This is a genomic window from Variovorax soli (assembly GCF_031454625.1).
GTDB classification, from domain to species: Bacteria; Pseudomonadota; Gammaproteobacteria; order Burkholderiales; family Burkholderiaceae_C; genus Variovorax; species Variovorax soli_A.
Map to the genome: position 1 here is coordinate 98938 of NZ_JAVDRF010000013.1, position 21357 is coordinate 120294.

Annotated in this window: 21 protein-coding genes; 12 read left to right on the forward strand and 9 right to left on the reverse strand. The window is 68.2% G+C overall.

Going from position 1 to position 21357, the window contains the following annotated elements; translation table 11 throughout:
• The 3 genes from J2739_RS23850 (at position 1) to J2739_RS23860 (ending at position 3586) form a co-directional block, all read left to right on the forward strand.
• Complete coding sequence (locus tag J2739_RS23850) at positions 1-1734, forward strand: OPT/YSL family transporter (RefSeq protein ID WP_309906312.1); 1734 nt, start codon at positions 1-3, stop codon at positions 1732-1734.
• Between the two features lie 188 nt (positions 1735-1922).
• Entirely contained in the window at positions 1923-2618 is a 696-nt protein-coding gene (locus J2739_RS23855; protein WP_309906314.1) for a Crp/Fnr family transcriptional regulator, read from the forward strand.
• A gap of 83 nt (positions 2619-2701) precedes the next feature.
• Complete coding sequence (locus J2739_RS23860) at positions 2702-3586, forward strand: hypothetical protein (protein WP_309906315.1); 885 nt, start codon at positions 2702-2704, stop codon at positions 3584-3586.
• A 50-nt stretch (positions 3587-3636) separates the two neighbouring features.
• Here J2739_RS23860 and J2739_RS23865 read toward each other — a convergent pair whose 3' ends face one another.
• Complete coding sequence (locus tag J2739_RS23865) at positions 3637-4455, reverse strand: ATP adenylyltransferase family protein (RefSeq protein ID WP_309906317.1); 819 nt, start codon at positions 4453-4455, stop codon at positions 3637-3639.
• A gap of 250 nt (positions 4456-4705) precedes the next feature.
• On the opposite strand from J2739_RS23865, the gene J2739_RS23870 reads away from it, so the two are divergent.
• The 7 genes from J2739_RS23870 to J2739_RS23900 all read left to right on the forward strand — a co-directional run bounded on the left by J2739_RS23870 (position 4706) and on the right by J2739_RS23900 (position 10813).
• Positions 4706-5092: a hypothetical protein gene (locus J2739_RS23870; protein ID WP_309906319.1), complete on the forward strand. Its 387-nt coding sequence runs from the start codon at positions 4706-4708 to the stop codon at positions 5090-5092.
• Positions 5093-5157: 65 nt separating this feature from the next.
• Positions 5158-5490, forward strand: a complete 333-nt coding sequence (locus J2739_RS23875) for a hypothetical protein (protein ID WP_309906321.1) — start codon at positions 5158-5160, stop codon at positions 5488-5490.
• 1 nt (position 5491) lies between these two features.
• On the forward strand, positions 5492-5701 hold the full coding sequence (locus J2739_RS23880) for a hypothetical protein (RefSeq protein ID WP_309906322.1): 210 nt from the start codon (positions 5492-5494) through the stop codon (positions 5699-5701).
• A gap of 193 nt (positions 5702-5894) precedes the next feature.
• Complete coding sequence (paoA, locus tag J2739_RS23885; protein WP_309906324.1) at positions 5895-6536, forward strand: aldehyde dehydrogenase iron-sulfur subunit PaoA; 642 nt, start codon at positions 5895-5897, stop codon at positions 6534-6536.
• Positions 6533-7483: an FAD binding domain-containing protein gene (locus J2739_RS23890; RefSeq protein ID WP_309906326.1), complete on the forward strand. Its 951-nt coding sequence runs from the start codon at positions 6533-6535 to the stop codon at positions 7481-7483. Before paoA ends, J2739_RS23890 begins: the two co-directional genes overlap by 4 nt.
• A 2-nt stretch (positions 7484-7485) precedes the next feature.
• A complete protein-coding gene (paoC, locus tag J2739_RS23895) occupies positions 7486-9696 on the forward strand; it encodes an aldehyde oxidoreductase molybdenum-binding subunit PaoC (RefSeq protein WP_309906328.1) in 2211 nt (736 codons plus the stop codon).
• A gap of 91 nt (positions 9697-9787) precedes the next feature.
• On the forward strand, positions 9788-10813 hold the full coding sequence (locus J2739_RS23900; RefSeq protein ID WP_309906330.1) for a lysylphosphatidylglycerol synthase domain-containing protein: 1026 nt from the start codon (positions 9788-9790) through the stop codon (positions 10811-10813).
• On the opposite strand, the gene J2739_RS23905 is transcribed toward J2739_RS23900, so the two are convergent.
• From J2739_RS23905 to J2739_RS23935, 7 genes are all read right to left on the reverse strand, one after another.
• Positions 10791-11105, reverse strand: coding sequence for an EthD family reductase (locus tag J2739_RS23905; RefSeq protein WP_309906332.1), 315 nt, complete (start codon positions 11103-11105; stop codon positions 10791-10793). The two genes, J2739_RS23900 and J2739_RS23905, sit on opposite strands and share 23 nt — an antisense overlap.
• Positions 11106-11191: 86 nt before the next feature.
• A complete protein-coding gene (locus tag J2739_RS23910; protein ID WP_309906333.1) occupies positions 11192-11695 on the reverse strand; it encodes a hemerythrin domain-containing protein in 504 nt (167 codons plus the stop codon).
• Between the two features lie 120 nt (positions 11696-11815).
• Positions 11816-12298 carry a nucleoside deaminase gene (locus J2739_RS23915; RefSeq protein WP_309906335.1) on the reverse strand — a complete coding sequence of 161 codons (483 nt, stop codon included), beginning with the start codon at positions 12296-12298 and terminating at the stop codon, positions 11816-11818.
• Positions 12291-13058, reverse strand: a complete 768-nt coding sequence (locus J2739_RS23920; RefSeq protein ID WP_309906337.1) for an ABC transporter permease — start codon at positions 13056-13058, stop codon at positions 12291-12293. The genes J2739_RS23915 and J2739_RS23920 overlap by 8 nt, the downstream gene beginning before the upstream one ends.
• Positions 13055-13879, reverse strand: a complete 825-nt coding sequence (locus J2739_RS23925; RefSeq protein ID WP_309906339.1) for an ABC transporter ATP-binding protein — start codon at positions 13877-13879, stop codon at positions 13055-13057. Before J2739_RS23925 ends, J2739_RS23920 begins: the two co-directional genes overlap by 4 nt.
• A complete protein-coding gene (locus tag J2739_RS23930) occupies positions 13879-14910 on the reverse strand; it encodes an ABC transporter substrate-binding protein (protein ID WP_309906341.1) in 1032 nt (343 codons plus the stop codon). Before J2739_RS23930 ends, J2739_RS23925 begins: the two co-directional genes overlap by 1 nt.
• Positions 14911-15075: 165 nt before the next feature.
• Positions 15076-17376: an NADP-dependent malic enzyme gene (locus J2739_RS23935; RefSeq protein WP_309906343.1), complete on the reverse strand. Its 2301-nt coding sequence runs from the start codon at positions 17374-17376 to the stop codon at positions 15076-15078.
• A gap of 98 nt (positions 17377-17474) precedes the next feature.
• On the opposite strand from J2739_RS23935, the gene J2739_RS23940 reads away from it, so the two are divergent.
• On the forward strand, positions 17475-18197 hold the full coding sequence (locus J2739_RS23940) for a hypothetical protein (protein ID WP_309906345.1): 723 nt from the start codon (positions 17475-17477) through the stop codon (positions 18195-18197).
• Here the strand turns inward: J2739_RS23940 and J2739_RS23945 are convergent.
• The gene (locus tag J2739_RS23945) at positions 18155-18367 is read right to left on the reverse strand and encodes a hypothetical protein (protein WP_309906347.1); all 213 of its coding nucleotides are present in this window, start codon (positions 18365-18367) and stop codon (positions 18155-18157) included. The genes J2739_RS23940 and J2739_RS23945 overlap by 43 nt on opposite strands.
• Before the next feature lie 58 nt (positions 18368-18425).
• On the opposite strand from J2739_RS23945, the gene J2739_RS23950 reads away from it, so the two are divergent.
• Positions 18426-21221, forward strand: coding sequence for an ATP-binding protein (locus J2739_RS23950; RefSeq protein ID WP_309906349.1), 2796 nt, complete (start codon positions 18426-18428; stop codon positions 21219-21221).
• Positions 21222-21357: the final 136 nt, after the last annotated feature.

Genomic DNA, 21357 nt, shown 5'->3' on the forward strand with positions numbered 1-21357 from the left:
ATGGACCCACCCCCAGGCGCCCGCTGGTCTTGGCTGCCCGTCGAGGGCAGCTGGAAATACCACCTGCTGCTGGCGCTCACCGGCATGTTCGTGCTGGGCCCGCTGGCCGGCGTGACGGCGGCCTACATGAACTTCTCGCTGGGCTTCTTCGTCGGTGGCCAGGTGCTGGCGGGCCTGCTCGGCTCCGCGGTCACCGCGGGCTATGGCGCGGCCGGGCGGCACGGGGCCAATTACATCCAGACGGCCGCTGCCTCGGTCGCCAGCATGAGCGGCCTGGGCGTGCTGGTCCAGGCCATGGCCTGGATGGGACTGCCGCAGCCGCCGGCCTGGCAGATGGTGCTGTACCTCACCTGCGTCGGCATGTTCGGGGTGGGCGTGGGCATGCTCTACACGCCGGTGGTGGTCGACCGCATGCGCCTGGTCTTTCCCTCCGGTCTGGCGGTCGCCAACATCCTGCGGGCGCTGACCGACCCGCGGCTGCTGCGGCGCTCGGTGGGCCAACTGGGGAGCGGCATCGCCGCGGGGATGATCGCAGGGCTGGCCTCGGCCCGCCTGCCGCTCCTGGGTGCCGTCGAGCTGTCGGCGTCGACCTTCGGCGCGGGCCTCGTGATCGGCGCGCGCATCGGCGTCCCCGCGGTGGTGGGCGGGCTGATCGGCATCGCGCTGCAGCCCTACTTCGTCACGATCGGCTGGCTGCAGGCCGGGGACCCGCCCCGCAAGATCATGTTCCTCATCGCGCTGGGAACGATCATGGGCGCGGCGGGGGTGGACCTGGCGTCGATCTTCGCGCGCGCACTGTCGCCCGTGCGGCGGCAGGCGGCTGCGAGCGGTGCGCCGCAGCCCGAGATCGACGAGTGGCGGCGCGTCGACAGCACGCGCCTTGTGCTATGGGTGCTGTTCTGGGCGGCCGCCACGGTGGCCTGCGGGCATGGGCTGCTGGGGCAGCCGGTGTTCTTCCTGCTGGTGGCCGTGGCCTTGGTCTTTCTCTTCGCGCTGGTCAACGGCATCTCCGTCGGCATCAGCGACTCCAATCCGATCTCCTCGGCCTTCGTCGTGACGATCGTGGTCCTCGCCGCCCTGGGCCTGCGCGACCCGGGCGTGGGACTGATGGCCGGCGCGGTGCTGCTGGTGGCGACCAGCGTGGCCTGCGACATGCAGCAGGACCGCTCCACCGGCTCGCGGCTGGGCACGCCGCGCGTGCTGCAGTTCCGCTACCAGGTGCTGGGCATCCTCATGGGCGCCATGCTGGCGGTGGCGTTCGCGCGGCTGTTCATGGCGGCCTATCCCGTGCTGCTGCAGGACCAGACCGTGCTGAAGGCAGACCAGCAGCCGGCCGCCTGGAGCTCGGCCATGACGTACAAGTTCGTCGGCGTGCTGCGCAGCCTGACCAACGACCAGCCGTTCCAGCGCACCGCCATCGGCGTGGGCGTCGCGGCCGGGCTGGCGATCGAGTTGCTGCGCAAGTGGCTGCGCCCGCGCAGCTTCGTGCTCGATGCCGTCGTGCTGCCATCGCCCTATGCGCTGTCCTTCGGCGGCTTCGTCAACTTGCCGACCTCCCTGTGGCTCGGTGCGGGCGGCGTCGCGGGCAGCCTGCTGGCGCTGCGCGCACCCGCGACGCGCGGCGTGCCGCAGGACATGGGCGGCGCGTCGCTCTTCGGCGGAGGCCTGATCGCAGGGGACGCGCTGGCGGCGGTGGGCCTGGGCGTGGCGGGCCTGCTGGGAGCGTTGACCTAGGCGCCTGCGCGGCAGAAGCCCTCGGCGGCAACCCGCGAGAAACGGTCCATCGCGCCGCCCCCGAGCCTGGACGCTCGGACTTGCACTCATCGACGGCGGCGCGGAGTTGGGTGTAATGGGGTCCACAACGCTCGGCCGCCCGTCATCGCACAGGCCGGGGACTGCCCCTCCAGAAGGAATGAATGCCCATGTCAACGATCGCATTGTTCGACACCGCGGTGACCGCCCTGACCACGGCCCTGGCCACGCCGTCGGGCATCGTTGCGCTCTGCTCGGCGACATTGGCCGGCATGCTGGTGATCGTGAGCTCCTTCGTCAAGACCATGATTCCCCTGCGCTGCCTGGCGATCGGCGGCAACCTGGGCTTCCTGATCTACGGCGCGCTGCATCCATCGCTGATCATGGTGATGCTGCACGGCGCGCTGCTGCCGATCAACATCGTTCGCGCGGCCCAGATGGTCCGGCTCACGCGCCGCGTGCAACTCGCGGCGGCCTCGAACGACCTGTCCGGCGTCTGGCTGCGGCCCTACATGCGCCGGCGGCGCCTGAGGAAGGATGCAGTGCTGTTTCGCAAGGGCGATGCGGCCAAGCGCCTGTATTTCCTGGCCGAAGGACAGATCGAGTTCGTCGAGATCGGCCAGACCATGGAGCCCGGCCGGCTGTTCGGAGAGATCGGGTTCTTTGCGCCGGACAAGCGCCGCACCCTTACCGCCCGTTGCGCCACCCCCTGTACCGTGCTGCAGATGGATGAGATGACGTTCAAGACGCTCTATTTCCAGAACCCCGCCTTCGGATTCGAGGTCGTGACCCTGCTGGCAGGGCGGCTCTTCGCCGACCGGCAGCGCCTGGAAGAACGGCTCGCGGCCGTGACGCCGGTCGCCTGAGCGTGCCGGTGCGCGGCGCGAACAACCTCTTGCAAATCAGACACTAGCCAGCCGCCCGGCACGGCGTGACAATACGCAACATCATGAAACCCGCGACAACACTTCGCCGGCTGGCGCTGTGGGTCTTGTTCCTGATCGTGCCGGTGCTCGCCCAGGCGCAGGCCCAACTCGGGAGTGCCGCGGCCTTGCGGGCCAAGTACGATGCCGTGCACACGCAGCTCGACCGCAACATCTTCAACCGGCCGCTGGTGCTCGAATCGACCGAAGCCTCCGGGCAGTTGAGCGGCGATATCTTCGCGGTGCTGAACCATCCCTTCGACCAGGTGAGCGCGTCCCTGAGCCAGCCCGGTGTCTGGTGCGATGTGCTGATGCTGCACCTCAACACCAAGTACTGTGCGCCGCGCGGGACCGGCAATGCCAGGACGCTCGCCGTTTCCGTGGGCCGCAAGTTCGACCAGCCGCTGTCGGAGGCGCAGCGCGTCGATTTCGTCTGGTCGCCGCCGACCGTCGCCGACGACTACCTGAGCGTGCGGCTGAGCGCCGACAAGGGACCCCTGTCGACCCGGGACTACCGCATCGAGCTCGAGGCGACGCCGCTCGACAACGGCAAGACCTTCATGCATCTCGGCTATGCCTATGCCTACGGCGTGGCAGCACGCATCGCGATGCAGGGCTATCTCGCCACCATCGGCTCGGACAAGGTGGGGTTCACCGCGACGGGGAAGGACGCCTCGGGCGATCCCACTTACGTGGGCGGCGTGCGCGGCGTCGTGGAGCGCAACACCATGCGCTACTACCTGGCCATCGACGCCTACATGGACGCCCCCAAGCAATTGCCGCAGCGCCTCGCGACATGGTTCGACAGCACCGAGCGCTATGCGCGGCAGCTGCATGAAGTCGATCGGGAAGAGTACCTCACGATGAAGCGCAACGAGTACAAGCGCCTTTCGTCGCCCTTGCCCGAATAGTCGCGCCAGATCGATACCAGGTCGACCCGCCTGCACATCCCTGGTCTGGTTCAGGCCGGCATCGCCACCATACGGAGCACTTGCATCGGCCCCGTTGCACGGACGCGGTCCAGTTCCTCTTGCGAACGCAGGAACAACGAGCCGGCAAAGCCCAGCGCGTTCACGGAGATCGATTCGAAGCGCTCGCGCGAACGCGGAACGACCAGCATCCAGTCTCGACGAACCAGCAGGTTGTAAGGTGCCGAATGGACTTCGCCGTCTTCCGTGGCCACGGCGGAAATGCCGCACCGATGGAGCAACTCGCGATAGAGGGCAGCCCATGCGGAAGCCGTCGCTTGCGGTGGGAGGCGTTCGAACGCATGGCTGAACGGCAGGCGCAAGCCGTTTCCGAGGGCTTGTTCCATCGGTACTTCGTCAGGACTTTCGGGGGTGAACGGGAGCGGCACGAGCTGCAGATGCTTGTGCGGCTGGCTGGCCCCCGCTTCGGCGCCGCCGTTGTAGAAGCCGAGCCCATCGACTTCGCTCAGGCAAGCGATCAGCGCCGCGAAATCCGCCAAGTCGAGCAGACGCTCCTGGCGTTCGAAGGCGCGAGTCACGATCAGCAGATGGCCGGCGAGCAGCTGGAACTTGTTCAATAGCACGTAGTGCGAAGGCCCGAGGTCGGCCACGAACAGCGCAGGCTCGTAGTCGCCGAGTGGATCTGCCGCGACAGGGCGCACCGCGTCCTTGCGCGCGAGGCTCGACACCGTGCGCAAGACGAAGCGGACGCCCTCGCTGTCGAGAAGGAGGGTTCGGGTCTCGATCGGCTGCAGTGCACCGGCTGCCAGGGCACGCCGCATCGCATCCTCGACGATGGACAGCGCAAACATGCGTCATTCTCGACCCCTTCCGGGCAACCTGGAACGAGTGCGTGGAGCTGCGTTGCAGGCTTCGCGCGTGAGGCCACGATGTCGTCCCTTGTTCATGGGGCGGCCTTCCGAAAGCCGCCCGTCGTCGTCGGCAAAATCGCACGCCGGGATCGATCCGCCTGACCACCGTCACGGCCGGTAAAACTCGCCGCGTCCGACAAGCCGCATGGGTGTCGCGGGTTAGAAGAAAGATAGTTTTCAAGGAGCCTACATGCCCCAACAAACACTTTTCTTTCGTTCATCACTGACCGCGCTGCTCTGCGCGGGGTGCCTCTTCGGCGCCACCGCCTCGGCGCAGGGCACCTCACGCGTCGAGCGCGACCGCGCCAACTGCGACGGCGTCCAGCAAGACCGCGAAGCCTGCCGCCGCGAGGCCGGTGCGGCGAAGCAGGAAGCGCAGCGCGGCGGCCTGACACCGGGCGACCAGGCGGAGCAGAACGCGCTGGCGCGCTGCCAGATGCTGCAGCCGGCGGCCGATCGCGCCGATTGCGAAGCGCGTGTCAGGGGCGCCGCCAGCAGCACCAGCGGCAGCGTGATGGGAGGCGGCGTGATCCGGGAGACCGTGACACCGGTCCCACCGCCTTCGCCGTCGCGTTGAAGCCGCGCTGGGCCGCGTGCCCGCTCCCGCACCGCTCCCAATGAACTTCGTCCATGAGGACTCGCATGAAAATCGAAACCCTCCACACCCATCCTGCATCGCTGCAAGCCGACCCCGACGCGGAGACCCTGCCCATGCCCGTCGCGGGCAACGACATCGGCCACCCCGACGCGCAGCGTGCCTGCGCGATGCGCACGGAGACCCCGTCGAAGCTGCGCGGCACCTGGCACACGGTGCGCGCGGCCATGGCCTCGCTGCCCCAGCGCGCCCGGCAAGCCCAGGCGCAGGGGAAGAACTACGTGGCCGCGGAGCCGGTCAAGGCAGCGATGATGGCGGCGGCCGGCGGCGCGGCGCTGGCCATGATCCTGCGGGCCGCAGCCCGCCGTGGCAGGCACTGAGATGCGCAATCCCTGGATGCAGAAGAACCCCTTCCTCAGCGCCTGGCTGAGCGCCGCGAACACCATGACCGGTGCCGCGCGCGGATACGCGAGCGCCGAGATGCACCGGCAGATGGCCGCGGCGCAGGCCGAGATGACCCGGCAGATGATGGACTTCTGGAGCGGCAAGGCCGTCACGTCCCCGAGCCGCAGGAAGAAGAGGCGGCGCTGAGGGGCGCCGCGCGAGCTGGTCATCGACCAGTGCCACGGAGGTGTTCGCGCCTCGGCACGCGGTCTCCCCTTTCAACGCAGAGTCGTAGTTTCAGGCAAGAACGGGCGCGGATTCGACAAACGAACGGGCTCGCCGGGAAGGACACTCGTCGAATTGGCATGAACGCCAGAACCTTCGAATGCATGGAGCTGACATGAACATTCCGGGAACCCCCATGATCTCGCGACGCGGCGCACTCATCGTCGGCGCGGCAGCCGCGGCTGCAGTTTCAACGACCGCGCCCGCTGCGGCAGCGCCTGCCGATGCATCGGCGCCGGCAGTACCGCTGACCCGCGTGACATTGAAGGTCAACGGCGAGGCCCACACCCTGGAGCTCGATACGCGCACCACCTTGCTCGATGCGCTGCGCGAGCACCTGCATCTCACCGGCACGAAGAAGGGCTGCGACCACGGCCAGTGCGGTGCCTGCACGGTGATCGTCGACGGCCGGCGCATCAACGCCTGCCTGACGCTCGCCGTCATGCACGAGGGCGCGCAGGTCACCACCATCGAAGGGCTCGGCACGCCGCAGCGCATGCATCCCTTGCAAGCCGCCTTCGTCAAGCACGACGGCTACCAATGCGGTTACTGCACGCCGGGCCAGATCTGCTCGGCCGTCGCGGTCCTCGACGAAATCAAGCGCGGGGTTCCGAGCCACGTGAGCCCGGATCTCACCGCACGTCCTCTGCTGTCGGCGGAAGAGCTGCGCGAGCGCATGAGCGGCAACATCTGCCGCTGCGGCGCCTATTCGAACATCCTCGATGCCATCACGGAAGTGGCGGGGAGCAGAGCATGAAGCCGTTCACCTACGAGCGGGCGCCATCGCCGGCGCAAGCCGCAGCAGCCGTCGCGCGAAATCCGGGCGCCAAGTTCATCGCCGGCGGCACCAACCTGCTGGACCTGATGAAGCTTCAGATCGAAGCGCCGACGCACCTGGTCGACGTGAACGGTCTCGCGCTGGACAGGATCGAGGCAACGCCCGAGGGCGGATTGCGCATCGGCGCCCTGGTGCGCAACACCGACCTTGCAGCCGACGAGCGCGTGCGGCGCGACTATGGCGTGTTGTCCCGCGCGCTGCTGGCCGGCGCCTCCGGGCAGCTGCGCAACAAGGCGACGACCGCGGGCAACCTGCTGCAGCGCACGCGCTGTCCTTACTTCTACGACACAGCCCAGCCTTGCAACAAGCGCCAGCCGGGAAGCGGCTGCGGCGCCATCGGCGGCGTCACCCGCCAGCATGCCGTGATCGGCCTGAGCAAAGCCTGCATTGCGACCCATCCAAGCGACATGGCAGTGGCGATGCGCGTGCTCGACGCCGCCGTCGAGACCGTCCGCCCGGACGGCCGCGCGCGCGTGATCCCCATCGCCGACTTCCACCGGCTGCCGGGTGACACGCCGCACGTCGAGACGGCCCTGGAGCGGGATGAACTGATCACCGCCGTCACGCTGCCGCGACCCGTGGGCGGCACGCAGATCTACCGGAAGGTCCGCGACCGTGCCTCCTATGCCTTCGCACTCGTTTCGGTCGCGGCGATCGTGCAGCGCGACGGCTCGGGCCGCGTGGCGCTGGGCGGCGTGGCCCACAAGCCGTGGCGCCTGGAGGCCGCCGAAGCCGCGATGCCGCAGGGCGCCAAGGCGGTAACGGCGCAGCTGCTGGCCGGCGCGCAGCCGACCCACGAGAACGCATTCAAGCTGCCCTTGGCCGAACGCACCCTGGCCGCGGCCCTGCTGCAAGCGAGGAGCTGATCATGAAATTCGACACGCCCGCCACGACCAACCCCATCGACCAGCTCAAGGTCATCGGCAAGCCGACCGACCGGATCGATGGACCGCTGAAGACCACGGGCTCTGCGCACTATGCCTATGAGCGCAATGCCGAAGCGCCCCATGCCGCCTACGGCTACGTCATCGGCGCCGGCATCGCGAAAGGCCGCATCGCATCGATGGACCTGAACGCCGCTCGCGCCGCACCGGGCGTTCTCGCCATCGTGACCGCGCGCAATGCGGGCAAGCTCGGCAAGGGCGACTTCAACACGGCCAAGCTCCTTGGCGGTCCCGACATCGATCACTACCACCAGGCGGTCGCGCTCGTCGTGGCCAATACCTTCGAACAGGCGCGCGCCGCGGCGCAGCTGGTGCGGATCGAGTACGTCCGATCGGCCGGGCGCTTCGACCTGGCGGCGGAGAAGGATGCGGCGCAGCCGCCCAAGCCGAATTCCTTTTCCGGCGAGCCGATCACGAAGGTGGGCGATTTCGACGCCGCATACGCCGCGGCCTCCGTGCAGCTCGATGCGACCTACACCACGCCCGACGAGTCGCACGCGATGATGGAGCCGCACGCCTCCATCGCCGAGTGGAAGGGCGAGAAGCTGACTGTCTGGACCTCGAACCAGATGATCGCCTGGGGCGTCGGCGACGTGGCCAAGACGCTCGGCATCCCCGCATCGAATGTCCGGCTGGTCTCGCCCTTCATCGGCGGCGGCTTCGGCGGCAAGCTGTTCGTGCGGGCGGATGCGCTGCTTGCGGCGCTGGGGGCGCGAGCGGTCCGGAGGCCGGTGAAGGTGGCCCTGCCGCGGCCCCTGATGATGAACAACACGACGCATCGGCCGGCGACCATCCAGCGCATCCGCATCGGTGCCACGCCGGACGGCAAGATCACCGCCATGGCCCACGAGGGCTGGTCCGGCGACCTGCCGGGCGGGCAGGCGGAAACCGCCGTCAACCAGTCTCGGCTGCTGTACGCAGGCGCGAACCGGCTGACCGCCACGCGGCTGGCCGTGCTGGACTTGCCCGAGGGCAACGCCATGCGCGCGCCCGGCGAGGCGCCGGGCATGATGGCATTGGAGATCGCCATGGACGAGATGGCGGAGAAGCTGGCACTCGATCCGATCGAGTTTCGCGTGCGCAACGACACCCAGGTCGATCCCGAGAAGCCGGAGCGCCCGTTCTCCCGGCGCAAGCTGATCGAATGCCTGCGCACCGGCGCCGAGCGCTTCGAATGGAGCCGGCGCAATGCACGTCCGGGGCAGCAGCGCGAGGGGCGCTGGCTCGTCGGCATGGGGGTCGCGGCGGCCTTCCGCAACAACCTGCTGACCAAGTCGGCCGCGCGCGTGCGGCTGGACAACCGCGGCGTCGTCACCGTCGAAACGGACATGACCGACATCGGCACGGGCTCGTACACGATCATCGCGCAGACGGCCGCCGAAACGATGGGTCTGCCGCTGCAGAAAGTCGTGGTGCGCCTCGGCGATTCGGCGTTTCCGGTCTCGTCGGGCTCCGGCGGGCAGTGGGGCGCCAACAATTCAACTTCGGGTGTCTATGCGGCCTGCATGAAACTGCGCGATGCCGTGGCGAAGAAGCTCGGCATGGCCTCGGGCGACGCGGAGTTCTCCGACGGCATGGTGCGAGCCGGCGAGCGCGTGGTGCCGCTCGCCGAGGCGGCCGGTGCGAACGGCCTGGTCGCCGAAGACGGCATCGAGTACGGCGACCTCGACAAGAAGTACCAGCAATCGACCTTCGGCGCGCACTTCGTGGAGGTCGGGGTCGACGCGGCCACCGGCGAGATCCGGGTCCGGCGCATGCTGGCTGTCTGTGCCGCGGGGCGCATCCTGAATCCCAAGTCCGCACGCAGCCAGGTGATCGGCGCCATGACGATGGGCGTCGGCGGGGCGCTGATGGAAGACCTGGCACTCGACAAGCGGCAGGGCTTCTTCGTCAATCACGATCTGGCGGGGTATGAAGTGCCGGTCCATGCCGACATCCCCCATCAGGAGGTGATCTTCATGGACGAGACCGATCCGATCTCCTCGCCCATGAAGGCCAAGGGCGTGGGCGAGCTCGGCATCTGCGGGGTCGCCGCCGCGGTGGCCAATGCGGTCTACAACGCGACGGGCATCCGCGTGCGCGACTACCCGATCACGCTCGACAAGCTGCTGGAGCGCCTGCCGCCGGTGGCGTGAACGCACGGCCATCCCGTGCGGCATCTGAACCTACGCCAACAAGCGCCGGCCGCAACTGGCCGCGCGCGTCCCTCCAGGGAACGATGGCCGGATGCCGAACAGCGATGCGATGCCCGGGCCCGACACGCGATCCGGCGGCTCGCCCTGGAGCGCGCTCTGGCGCCGCGCCCGCCGCTGGGCCTTTCCGCTGCTGGGCCTGGTGGTGCTCGGCCTGCTGCTGTCCCACGCCTACAAGGTCGACTGGGGCGGCGCCTGGGAGGCGCTCGGCCGCTACTCGCCAGGGCTGCTGCTGGCCACGCTGGCGCTGTGCACGGCGAGCCACGCGCTGTACGGCTGCTACGACCTGCTCGGCCGGCTCCACACGCGCCACCGCATCTCGCGCTGGCGCACCTGGGCGATTGCCGTCACCAGCTATGCCTTCAACCTCAACCTCGGCGCGCTGGTGGGCGGCGTGGCGATGCGCGCGCGGCTCTACGCGCGGGCCGGTCTCGACGACGCCACGGTCGCGCAGATCGTCGGCATGAGCCTGTCGACCAACTGGCTGGGCTATGGGCTGGTGGCGGGCTGCGTGTTCGCCTCCGGCGTGGTGAAGCTCCCGGCGCATGCGCACCTGGGCGAGGGCGCCTTCCGCGCCTTGGGCGTGCTGATGCTGTTGTTGGCGGTGGCCTATGTGGTGGCCTGCTCGAAGGCACAGGGCAAGCAGTGGCAGGTGCGCGGGCGCCGGCTGCAGCTGCCCTCGCCGCGGCTGGCGATGGTGCAGCTCGGCCTGTCGTCTGCCAACTGGGCCTTGATGGCTTCGGCCATGTACGTGCTGCTCGGCGGGAGGGTGCCTTATCCCGTCACGTTGGGGGTGTTGCTGGCGGCTTCGATCGCCGGCGTGGTGACGCCGATCCCGGCAGGCCTCGGCGTGCTCGAGGCGGTGTACCTCGCGCTGCTCTCGGGCTCGGTGCGACAGGGCGTGCTGATGGGCGCCCTGCTGGCCTATCGTGCGCTCTACTACCTGGTGCCGCTGGGTGGCGGCTTGGCGCTCTACCTGGTGCTGGAGCGGTACGCCGGCGCGCATCCGCCGCCGCCAGCCGAAGGCGCCGAAGCGCTCAGCCCACCACGACCTCGCTGATCTGCATCACCGGTGTCAGGTCCGTGTAGTTGGCGATATCGGCCATGATGGCCTTGGCGTGCGGTCCGAAGGCCGCCTGGAAACTCTCCACGGAGTCGCAGAAGATGTGGCACATGCCGACGTAGGGTGCGGGCGAGCCGGGCGCGCCACCCGCCAGGCCCTTGTCGATGGTGTAGGACTTGCATGCGTCGCCCATCTTCTGCTTGAGCATGGGCATGTGCTTGTCGCGGTAGTAGTCGTGATCGAACCGGGCGCCTGCGTTGTTGGGGTACATCACGCTGACCTTGATCATGTCTTATCTCCTGTGGAACGGCCCGCCAGCATAGGAGATGCGGCGGCGCGTCACAAGCCTGGCGCGCTGTGGGCCGGGTGGCAGCCTCAGCCTTTGCGCGTGCGGAGGGCATCGGAGATGGACGACACCACCGCGGCCCATTCCTCGCCCGTGAGCAGTGCGGCGGTCTGGGTGTGGAGCAAGGTGTCCTCCTGCTCCAGATGGTCGAGCATGACCTGGCGATGCTCCTCCAGCAGCGCCTCCACTGTCGTCGCCGCGGCCGTGTCCCCGGATTCGGCCTGCTTCAGGATCGGCTTCACCTGCGAGAGCAGCGCGTCGCAGCGCTCACGCTGCGCCTCGAGCCGGCGCAGCAGTTCGTCCGACTCGGCCGACCTGCCGCGCAGGATCTGGAGCAGGACGACGCCCTTGGGCCGATGGGTGGCTTCGTCGAAGGCCTGGAGGCGCTCGATGAGATCGCCGATGGGCGAAGCCGCAGCCCCCGCATGCTTCCAGGCGCCGGCCTTCAGGGTGCTGTCGACGAGGGACAGCAACTCGCGCATGCGAGCGTGCTCGGCACGCAAGACGGTCCACGCGCATTCGGCCGCCAACATCTTCGCCCCCTTTGAAACACTCGCCCCGCCGGGCTTGCCCGGGACCTGTCTCCAACAAGGCAGTTCTACTGCGTCGCGGTCGCGGGCGCAACCGGCCAATGGCGCAAGGTGTGTGCGAGCTCAGCGGCCACGCTGTTCCCAGAACCCGCGGTGGGTGGCGACCAGCTCGTCCGCCACCTCGGGGACCGGGCCGATCACCTCGACCGACTTCTGGCCGCGGGCGAAGAGCTCGCGGCAGGGCAGCGAGAGCGTCGGGTTCTCGGGATGATCGCCGGTGAGCGCGAGCAGCGCCGACTCCTCGGCGCCGTAGACCACGCGGCCGATGTTGGCCCAGTAGACGGTGCCGGCGCACATGGCGCAGGGCTCGAAGGTGCTGACCAGGGTGCACTGCGCCAGGTACTCGCCCGGGTAGTTGAGTGACGCAGTGCGTGCCAGCGTGGCCTCTGCATGCTGCACGGTGTCGATGTTGCCCTGCTCGGCCAGCACGGTTTCGCCATCCGGCGCGACCAGCAGCGCGCCGAAGGGATGGCGGCCCATGGCCATCGCGCGCCGTGCGACCTGGTCGGCGCGGCGCAGGGCGCGGATGGCCTGCTGCTTATCCATGCTGTGATCCGCGATGAGCCCAGGCCGTGGTGTGCTTCTCGATCACGCTGAAGAGCTCGTACATCAGCATCGCCATGGCGCCCACCACCATCAGACCCGCGAACGCCAGCCCCATTTGCATGGCGGAGCCGGCCGAGATCAGCAGGTAGCCGATGCCTTCGTTGGCGGCGGTCATCTCGCTCACCGTGGTGCCCACGAAGGCCAGCGTGATCGCGACCTTGAGCGATGCGTAGAAGTAGGGCATGGAGCGCGGCAGGCCGATCTTCACCAGCACGTCCCAGCGCCTGGCGCCCAGCACGCGCAGCACGTCTTCGAGCTCGGGTTCGAGCGTCGCCAGGCCGGTGGCGATGTTGACCATGATCGGGAAGAAGCTGATCAGGAAGGCGGTGAGGACGGCCGGCCCGACGCCGATGCCGAACCACACGACCAGGATCGGCACGAAGGCCGCCTTGGGCAGGGCGTTGAAGGCCGTCATCAGCGGATACATGGCGGCATAGGCGAGGCGCGAGCTGCCGATCACGAAGCCGAGCAGCACGCCCACCACGATCGCGATACCGAAGCCCGCCATCGTGACCCAGAAGGTCCGCCAGGCATGCCCGGCGATGATGGCCTTGAACTCCCAGAACTGCGTCCAGATCCGCCACGGGCTGGGAAAGATGAAATCGGAAACGCCGAAGGCCGAGCAGACGATCTGCCACAGCACGATCACCGCGGCCAGGAGCAGCCAGGGCGACCAGCGTTCGAGTTGCCTGTTGTTCATGCCGCCACCGCCCCCGCCCCACGGATCGCCCCGATGTGCCCGCGCAGCTCCAGCACGATGTCGGTGAATTCCTTGGTATAGGTGAGCTCCAGCTCGCGCGGGCGCGGCAGCTCGATGTCGCGCTTGACCACGAAGCGACCCGGGCTCTTGCTCATCACGTACACCGTGTCGGCCAGGAACACCGACTCGCGCAGGTCGTGCGTGACCAGGATCACGTTGAAGCGCTGCTCGGCCCAGAGGTCGCGCAGGATGCACCAGAGCTCCTCGCGGGTGAAGGCGTCGAGCGCGCCGAAGGGCTCGTCCAGCAGCAGCATCTTGGGCTCGTGGATGAGGGCGCGGCAGATGCTGGCGCGCTGCTGCATGCCGCCGGAGAGCTGCCAGGGGAACTTGTCTTCGTAGCCGCCCAGGCCCACCTTCTGCAGGAGGCGCCGGGCACGCTGCTCGTAATCCTTGCGTTTGGCCTTGAAGCTGGAGCGGTACGGCTCGACGATCTCCAGCGGCAGCAGCACGTTGTCGACCGTCGTGCGCCAGGGCAGCAGCGAGGGCGCCTGGAAGGCCATGCCCGAGATCTTGAGCGGGCCGGTCACCGGCGCGCCGTCGATGCGGATCCGGCCCGTCGACGGCATCTTCAGGCCCGTCGCGAGTTTCATGAACGTGGACTTGCCGCAGCCCGAGGGCCCGACGATCGCGATGAAGGCGCCGCGCTCGGCCTGCAGGTCGATGGCCTCGACCGCGAAGTGGTTCTCGCGCAGCAGCGCCTCGTTGTAGGCGAGCCAGACGTCCTGGAAATCGACGAAGGGCGTGGTCTCGGCGACCGGCATCACTTCTTCAGGATGTTGAGCTCCGCGGCCGGCGGGAGCAGCGCTGCGGTCCACACCGCATCGGGGCTCACGCGCGTCTTGGTGTTGAAGGCATCGGAAACCTGCGAGGCCATCAGAGACAAGCGGCCTGCATTCACCACGCCGAAGCCCTCGGCGCGCGCGTCGGGGCTGTTGATCACGGTGTCGATCGCGAGCTTGAGCCGGCGCGTCTCCAGCGCGCTGTCGATGATGCCATCGCGCTTCTTGACCGACTCGATGGCCACCGCGGGATTGGCGAGGACCTCCCTGGTGCCCTTGGTGAAGGCCGAGAGGAAGGCCTTGACCGCGGCCGGGTTCTCCTTGATCAGCTTGGGCGAGGCGATGATCACATTGCCGTAGAGCTTCACGCCGTAATCGGGATAGGGCAGCACCACGATGTCGGCCGCCTTCGCGCCGCGCGCCTCCAGGTTGAGCAGCGAGGTGAAGGTGAAGCCGGTGATGGCGTCGATGTCGCCGCGGATCAGCATGGTCTCGCGCAGCGTCGGGTCCATGGCGGTCCAGTTGACCGCGCCGATGTTGTTGGCCTTGGCAAAGATCGGGAAGGCGCGGCGGCCGGCATCGAAGACCGGCGCGCCCATCTTCTTGCCCGCCAGGTCCGCGGGCTTGGTGATGCCGCTCTTCTTCAGCGTCATCACCGAGGCCGGCGTGTTGTTGTAGACCATCATCACCGCGACCGGCTTGTTGGGGCTGTCGGGGTTGTTGGCGTGGAATTCCATCAGCGCCGCCAGGTCGGCGAAGCCCATGTCGTAGGCGCCCGAGGCCACGCGCGTGACGGTGCCGCCGGAGCCATTGCCGGCGTCGATGGTGACATCGAGGCCCGCATCCTTGAAATAGCCCTTGGCGGCCGGATGCAGAAACAGCGCGGCCGGTCCCTCGAAGCGCCAGTCGAGCTGGAACTTGATCGGCGTGGGCGCCTGGGCTTGAGCGTTGGCGAGGCCGAAGCTGAGCGCGGAGGCGGCAAGAAAGGATTGGAGCAGTTGGCGCTTGTTCATGCGAAGTTCGTGTGGATGAGTGCCCGGCATTCAAGCAAATTCGGTGCCGGCGCGCACTTGGTGCGAACCCTTCCGGCTGAGCCACGCGAGTGCATGAGACACGACGGCCCCCATGAAGAACGCCTGCCGCGCGCACCGGGGCAGGGCGTTCTTTCCGCCGCCTGGCTACTTCGCCGAGCTCGCGTTCGCCACGGCCAGCGCCGTCATATTGAGCACGCGGCGCACCGTGGCCGAGGTCGTGAGGATGTGGGCCGAGCCCGCAGAGCCCATGAGGATCGGGCCCACCGTCACGCCGTTGCCGCCGGTCATCTTCAGCACGTTGAAGAGGATGTTGGCGGCATCGAGGTTGGGGCAGATGAGGAGGTTGGCCTCGCCGTTGAGCGTGGTCTCCGGCAGTGCGTTGTGGCGCACGGTGTGGGAAAGCGCGGCATCCCCGTGCATCTCGCCGTCGCATTCGATGTCCGGGGCCATCTTCGCGAACAGGTCGCGTGCCATCCTCATCTTGCGCGCCGAGCCTCGCTCGGAAGAGCCGAAGTTGGAGTGCGAGAGGAAGGCCACCTTGGGCGGCAGGCCGAAGCGGCGCACCTCGTCGGCCGCCATGATGGCGATCTCGGCCAGCGTCTGGGCGTCGGGGTCCTCGTGCACATTGGTGTCGGCAATGAAGAGGGTGTACTTCTCGAGCGTCAGCGCATTGAGGGTGGCAAAGCCCGGTGCGCCGCGCTTCAGGCCCAGCACGTTGTGCAGGATGCGCAGGTGGCTGTCGAAGCGGCCCACCAGGCCGCAGAGCATGGCGTCGGCATCGCCGAGGTGGACCATCAGCGAGCCGATGGTGGTGTTGGAGCGCCGCACCATGGCCTTGGAGGCCTCGGGCGTGATGCCGCGGCGGCCCATGATCTTGTGATAGGCCTCCCAATAGGTGCGGAAGCGAGGATCGTCCTCGGGGTCCACCACGTCGACGTCCGCGCCGGGGCGGATGCGCAGGCCGGCCTTCTTGATGCGCGTCTCGATGACGGCCGGGCGGCCGATCAGGATCGGCTTGGCCAGGCCTTCGTCCACCGCCAGTTGCGCGGCGCGCAGCACGCGGTCGTCCTCGCCCTCGCAATAGGCCACGCGCTTGGCGCTCGCCAGCTTGGCGGCGCTGAACACCGGCCGCATGAACATGCCGGTCTGGTAGACGAAGCGCGCCAGGTTCTGGCGGTAGCTGTCCAGGTCTTCGATGGCCCGCGTGGCCACGCCCGAGGCCTGGGCTGCCTTGGCCACCGCGGGCGCGATGCGCAGGATGAGCCGTGAGTCGAAGGGCTTGGGGATGAGGTACTCGGGACCGAAGGCCAGCTCCTGGCCCTGGTAGGCGGTGGCCACCTCCTCGCTGATGTCGGCCTTGGTCAGCTCGGCGATTTCGCGCACGCAGGCCAGCTTCATTTCTTCCGTGATCTTGGTCGCGCCGCAGTCCAGCGCGCCGCGGAAGATGTAGGGGAAGCACAGCACGTTGTTGACCTGGTTCGGGTAGTCCGAGCGGCCGGTGGCGATGATGCAGTCGGGCCGCACGGCTTTGGCCAGCTCGGGCCGGATCTCGGGCTCCGGATTGGCCAGTGCCAGGATGATGGGCTGGGCGGCCATGGTCTTGACCATGTCCTGCGAGACCACGCCGGGCGCCGAGCAGCCGAGGAAGACATCGGCGTTCTTCATCACGTCGGCGAGCGTGCGGGCGCCGGTGTCCGACTGCGCGTAGCGCGACTTGGAATCGTCGAAGCCGCCCGGGCGGCCGATGTAGATGAGGCCCTTGGAATCGACCGCGAAGATGTTGGCGGGCTTGGCTCCCATGCCCACCATCACATCCAGGCAGGCGATGGCGGCGGCGCCGGCGCCGGAGACGGCGATCTTCACTTCCTGGATCTTCTTGCCGACCAGCTCCAGCCCGTTGATCAGCGCAGCGGCCGAGATGATGGCGGTGCCGTGCTGGTCGTCATGGAACACGGGGATGTTCATGCGCTCGCGCAGCTTGCGCTCGATGTAGAAGCACTCGGGCGCCTTGATGTCCTCGAGGTTGATGCCGCCCAGCGTGGGCTCGAGCGCGGCGATGATCTCGACGAGCTTGTCGGGGTCCGATTCGGCCAGCTCGATATCGAACACGTCGATGCCGGCGAATTTCTTGAAGAGGCAGCCCTTGCCTTCCATCACCGGCTTGGCGGCCAGCGGGCCGATGTTGCCCAGTCCCAGCACCGCGGTGCCGTTGGTGACCACGCCGACCAGGTTGCCGCGCGAGGTGAACTCGGCGGCCTTGGAGGGATCGGCCTCGATGTCGAGGCAGGGGTAGGCCACGCCGGGCGAGTAGGCCAGGGAGAGATCGCGCTGGTTCAGCAGCGGCTTCGTCGGCGTGATGGAAATCTTGCCGCGGACGGGACTGCGGTGGTATTCGCGTGCGGCATCGCGCAATGCTTCTTCTGCTGGGGACAGGGGGGCGGCCATGAAAAATCTCCTTGGGTTCTGACGAGCGAAGAGGCTACTCCAAAAGCGCGAGGGGCTCGTGTAGTGGAAGCACGAAGGGGAGTCTCTAACATCCGCGCATGTACATCGGTCATTTCGCCATCGCCATGGCGCTGAAAGCACGCCACCCGGACGTACCCGCCTTGCCGATCGTGTTCGGTGCGGGATTCCTGGACATCCTCGATGGCCTCTTCATCATGCTGGGCTGGGATCGCGTCACGCCGAACCTGCTCGCCGGCCCGTACCTCTTCTTCGACCTCCGCTTCATCGACTGGGACCACTCCCTGCTGGCCGCCTTGTTCTGGTCGGCGATCTGGGGCGCATTTTTTCTGCGCGACAGGCGGGTGGCGGCCTTGGCATTCGCCGCGTCCTTTTCGCATTTCCTCGCGGACTGGCCCGTGCACAACAACGACCTCGCGCTGTATCCGCACGCCGAGACGCACTGGGGCTATGGCTTGTGGGGCAAGCTGGGCACGGCCTCCTGGGTGCTCGAAGGCGTCTTCTCGGCCGCCTTGGTCGCGTATGCGTGGGTCGCCAGCGCGCGCCGCGGGGTCGGCCTGCTGTGGCCTTCGATCGTGCTCGTGGTCTTGTTCATCGCGCTGTCACCCTGGCTGTCGCCGATGAAGCTTGCCGCGGGGCTGAACGAACCCTGGGCGCACCTGCTGCAAGGCTTGCTCACCACGCTCGGCTTTGTCGTGCCCGGGGCGCTGTTGATAGCGCTGCTCGAGAAGGCGCAGAGCGCGGCGGGAATGCGGCCTTCTCAGCGCAATGGCGACGCCGCCTTGAGCGGCAGCGCCGAATAGCTCGCGGCCAGAGGGTGCTCTGCTCTGCCGGCAATGCTGAGGGTGTTCGGCAGCTGAACGAAGCAACTCATCAGGTTGCGGGATTTCCAGTGGACCCTCTCTACGGCAGGCAGCGAGACGAGCTTCAGTTCTTCTTGTTCGGGTTGGCTGATGAGCAGGCTGGCATTCAAGGTATGCAGGCGGCACAATCGCCGGCATCGATCGCACGACCGCCTGCAGGAGCCCCCTTTGAAGCTGCGCTCGCAGATGATGATCCTGGTGTGCGGCGCGCTCGCGCCGCTGCTCATCGTCGCCGCCATCGGCGGTGCATCGCTGGTCCGCCACGAGCGCGAGACGCTCGAGCGCGGCGTCGTCGGCATGACACGCGCGGCGATGACCGCGGTGGACGCCGAACTGCGGGGCGTGATCTCGGCGTTGACCGCGCTGGCCGCGTCACAGAACCTCGGTGAAGGCGACATCAAGGCCTTTCACGACGAATGCCGGCGGCTCATGCACCGACAGTCGCGTTGGCTCGACGTCAGCCTCGCCGACGGCGAAGGGCGGCGCATCTTCGACGCGAGATCGCCCTACGGTGTTGTGCACGAGGGCGAGCCCGCCGGCGAGTCGGTCGAGCGCGCGCTCCGCGGCGCACGCGCGGCGGTCGGCAATCTCGTCTACCTCGCCAACGGGCTCGAGCCGGGCCCGCCGTCGGTACGCGTCAGCTATCCGGTCGTTCGCGGCGACAAGACCGTCTTCGTCCTCACGGCTTATGTCGAGCCGCATCTCTTCTCCGACGTGCTCCGCGCGCAGCGGCTTCCCGACGACTGGGTCATCGCGCTCGCCGACCGGAACCGCCGGTTCGTCGCGCGGCTGCCGCCGCGTCCGCCGGGCGATCCGATCTCGCCAAGCTTCCAGGCCGCGCTCGCGAGCGCGCCCGAAGGATTCTTCCCGGGCACCACCGTGGAGGGACAGTCGGTCTACACGCCGTACGTCACGTCCCCGGTCAGCGAATGGGTGCTCGGCATCGCGATGCCATCCTCCGCGGTTTACGCCGGCGCCACCCGGCTGGCGGGGACGATCGCCGCCGGTGTGCTGCTGGCGCTGGCCGTCGCGCTCGCGCTCGCCTGGTTGCTGGCAAGGCACATGGCACGGCCGATCGCGTTGCTGGCGGCGGCGGGCCAGTCGCTGCGCCGCGGCGAGGACGTCGCGCTTCGGCCCTCGGGACATGTCGATGAGATCGTGCAACTGCAGGCGGCCATGCTCGACGGCTTCGCGGCCGCCCGCGAACGGCAGGCGGTGATCGAGAGGCAGGTCGCGCGGCTCGAGTTGCTGGACCAGATCACGTCGGCGATCGCCGAGCACCAGGACCTGCGCAGCATCTACCAGGTCGTCGTGCGCAGCGTCGAGGAGCGGCTGCCGTTGGACTTCGCGTGCGTGTGTCGCCACGACCCCCGGCAGGGGACGTTGACGGTCATGCATGTCGGCGTGCGCAGCGAACCGCTCGCGACGGCGCTCGCGATGACGGAAGAAGGCTGCATCGCCGTCGACGACAACGGCATGTCGCGCTGCATCCACGGAGAGTTCGTAGAGGAGCCGGACACCGCGGCACTGCCGCACCCCTTCGCGCGCCGGCTGGCCGAGGGGGGCTTGCGTTCGCTGGTGCTGTCGCCGCTGGTGGTCGATGGCCAGGTGTTGAGCGTTCTCGTCGCCGCCCGTGCGATGCCGAACGCCTTCGGTGCAGGCGAATGCGAGTTCCTTCGCCAGCTCAGCGCACACACCGCGCTCGCGGTACGGCAGTCCAGGCTCAACCACTCCCTGGCGCAGGCCTACGACGAGCTGCGGCAGACACAGCAGGCCGTGCTGCAGCAGGAGCGCCTGCGCTCGCTAGGGCAGATGGCCAGCGGCATCGCGCACGACATCAACAACGCCATCCTCCCCGCGATGCTCTACACCGAGGGATTGCTCGAAAGCGAGAAGGGCCTGAGCACGTCCGGTCGTCAACAACTCGAGGTCGTGCTGAGAGCGATCGACGACGTTGCGGCAACGGTCGCCCGCATGGGCGAGTTCTACCGTCAGCACGGCCGGCAGATGCCGTTCGCCCCGTTGTCGTTGAACCGGCTTGCGCAGCAGGTGGGCGAGCTGACCCGCGCACGCTGGAGCGACATGCCGCAGCAGCGCGGCCTCGTCGTGAACCTGCGTACCGAACTCGAGGCCGACCTGCCCGACGTGAGTGGTGTCGAGAACGAGATCCGCGAGGCCCTGATCAACCTCGTCTTCAACGCCGTCGACGCCATGCCGAGCGGCGGCGACCTGGTCATTCGCACTCGCAGGTTGCCACCGCGGGAGGGCGAAGGGACCGACTCGGTCTGCATCGAAGTCGCCGACACCGGCGTCGGCATGGACGAGGAAACGCGCAAACGCTGCCTCGAACCCTTCTTCACGACCAAGGGAGAGCGTGGCACCGGTCTCGGCCTGGCGATGATCTACGGCATCGCGCAGCGCCACCATGCGACCATCGACATCGAAAGCGAAGTCGGCCGCGGCACGACGATCGGCCTGCGTTTCGCGGGTTGCCCGCGGCCCGTGGCCGCCGCTGCGGCGCCGAGCCAAGTTGCGTACCGGACCGCAGCGACCGGGCAGCCGAAGGCCCGCGTGCTCGTGCTCGATGACGACCCGCTGGTGCTGCAGACCTTGATGGCGATGTTGCAGTCCGGCGGCGACGACGTGGTGGCCGCCGATGGCGGCAAGGCGGGCATCGACGCATTCGTCGCGGCGCAGGCCGGCGGTGCCCCGTTCGACATCGTCTTCACGGACCTCGGCATGCCGCACGTCGACGGCCACACCGTCGCGGCACGGATCAAGCAGGTGTCGCCATCGACGCCGGTCGTCCTGCTCACAGGTTGGGGGCAGAGCGGGCCCGATGGCAAGCGCCCCGAGAACGTCGACCTCGTGATGTCCAAGCCGCCGAAGCTGCGCGAGATTCGCGAAGTGCTGGCGAGATTCGCGCGGCCGGCCCCGGCCGGGAACCCCCGTGACACGGGCTAGCCCTGGCGACTCGGGTTGAGCAGGTACTTCTCGCCGGTCGCCATCTTCGCGTGCACCGCGATCTCCGCCGGGATGAGTGTGAAGCGGAAGCAGAATGCGGCCTGAAGCTCGCACCCTCCTATGAACCCATCCCGTC

Bases quoted from the DNA above. Each gene is read 5' to 3' on its own strand.
- J2739_RS23925 (WP_309906339.1), bottom strand. From the start codon at position 13,879: ATGCCGGTCGCCGAGACCACGCCCTTCGTCGATTTCCAGGACGTCTGG.
- J2739_RS23850 (WP_309906312.1), top strand. From the start codon at position 1: ATGGACCCACCCCCAGGCGCCCGCTGGTCTTGGCTGCCCGTCGAGGGC.
- J2739_RS23900 (WP_309906330.1), top strand. From the start codon at position 9,788: ATGCCGAACAGCGATGCGATGCCCGGGCCCGACACGCGATCCGGCGGC.
- J2739_RS23920 (WP_309906337.1), bottom strand. From the start codon at position 13,058: ATGAACAACAGGCAACTCGAACGCTGGTCGCCCTGGCTGCTCCTGGCC.
- J2739_RS23915 (WP_309906335.1), bottom strand. From the start codon at position 12,298: ATGGATAAGCAGCAGGCCATCCGCGCCCTGCGCCGCGCCGACCAGGTC.
- J2739_RS23935 (WP_309906343.1), bottom strand. From the start codon at position 17,376: ATGGCCGCCCCCCTGTCCCCAGCAGAAGAAGCATTGCGCGATGCCGCA.
- J2739_RS23910 (WP_309906333.1), bottom strand. From the start codon at position 11,695: ATGTTGGCGGCCGAATGCGCGTGGACCGTCTTGCGTGCCGAGCACGCT.
- J2739_RS23855 (WP_309906314.1), top strand. From the start codon at position 1,923: ATGTCAACGATCGCATTGTTCGACACCGCGGTGACCGCCCTGACCACG.
- J2739_RS23870 (WP_309906319.1), top strand. From the start codon at position 4,706: ATGCCCCAACAAACACTTTTCTTTCGTTCATCACTGACCGCGCTGCTC.
- J2739_RS23865 (WP_309906317.1), bottom strand. From the start codon at position 4,455: ATGTTTGCGCTGTCCATCGTCGAGGATGCGATGCGGCGTGCCCTGGCA.
- paoC (WP_309906328.1), top strand. From the start codon at position 7,486: ATGAAATTCGACACGCCCGCCACGACCAACCCCATCGACCAGCTCAAG.
- J2739_RS23860 (WP_309906315.1), top strand. From the start codon at position 2,702: ATGAAACCCGCGACAACACTTCGCCGGCTGGCGCTGTGGGTCTTGTTC.
- J2739_RS23875 (WP_309906321.1), top strand. From the start codon at position 5,158: ATGAAAATCGAAACCCTCCACACCCATCCTGCATCGCTGCAAGCCGAC.
- paoA (WP_309906324.1), top strand. From the start codon at position 5,895: ATGAACATTCCGGGAACCCCCATGATCTCGCGACGCGGCGCACTCATC.
- J2739_RS23890 (WP_309906326.1), top strand. From the start codon at position 6,533: ATGAAGCCGTTCACCTACGAGCGGGCGCCATCGCCGGCGCAAGCCGCA.
- J2739_RS23940 (WP_309906345.1), top strand. From the start codon at position 17,475: ATGTACATCGGTCATTTCGCCATCGCCATGGCGCTGAAAGCACGCCAC.
- J2739_RS23905 (WP_309906332.1), bottom strand. From the start codon at position 11,105: ATGATCAAGGTCAGCGTGATGTACCCCAACAACGCAGGCGCCCGGTTC.
- J2739_RS23930 (WP_309906341.1), bottom strand. From the start codon at position 14,910: ATGAACAAGCGCCAACTGCTCCAATCCTTTCTTGCCGCCTCCGCGCTC.
- J2739_RS23880 (WP_309906322.1), top strand. From the start codon at position 5,492: ATGCGCAATCCCTGGATGCAGAAGAACCCCTTCCTCAGCGCCTGGCTG.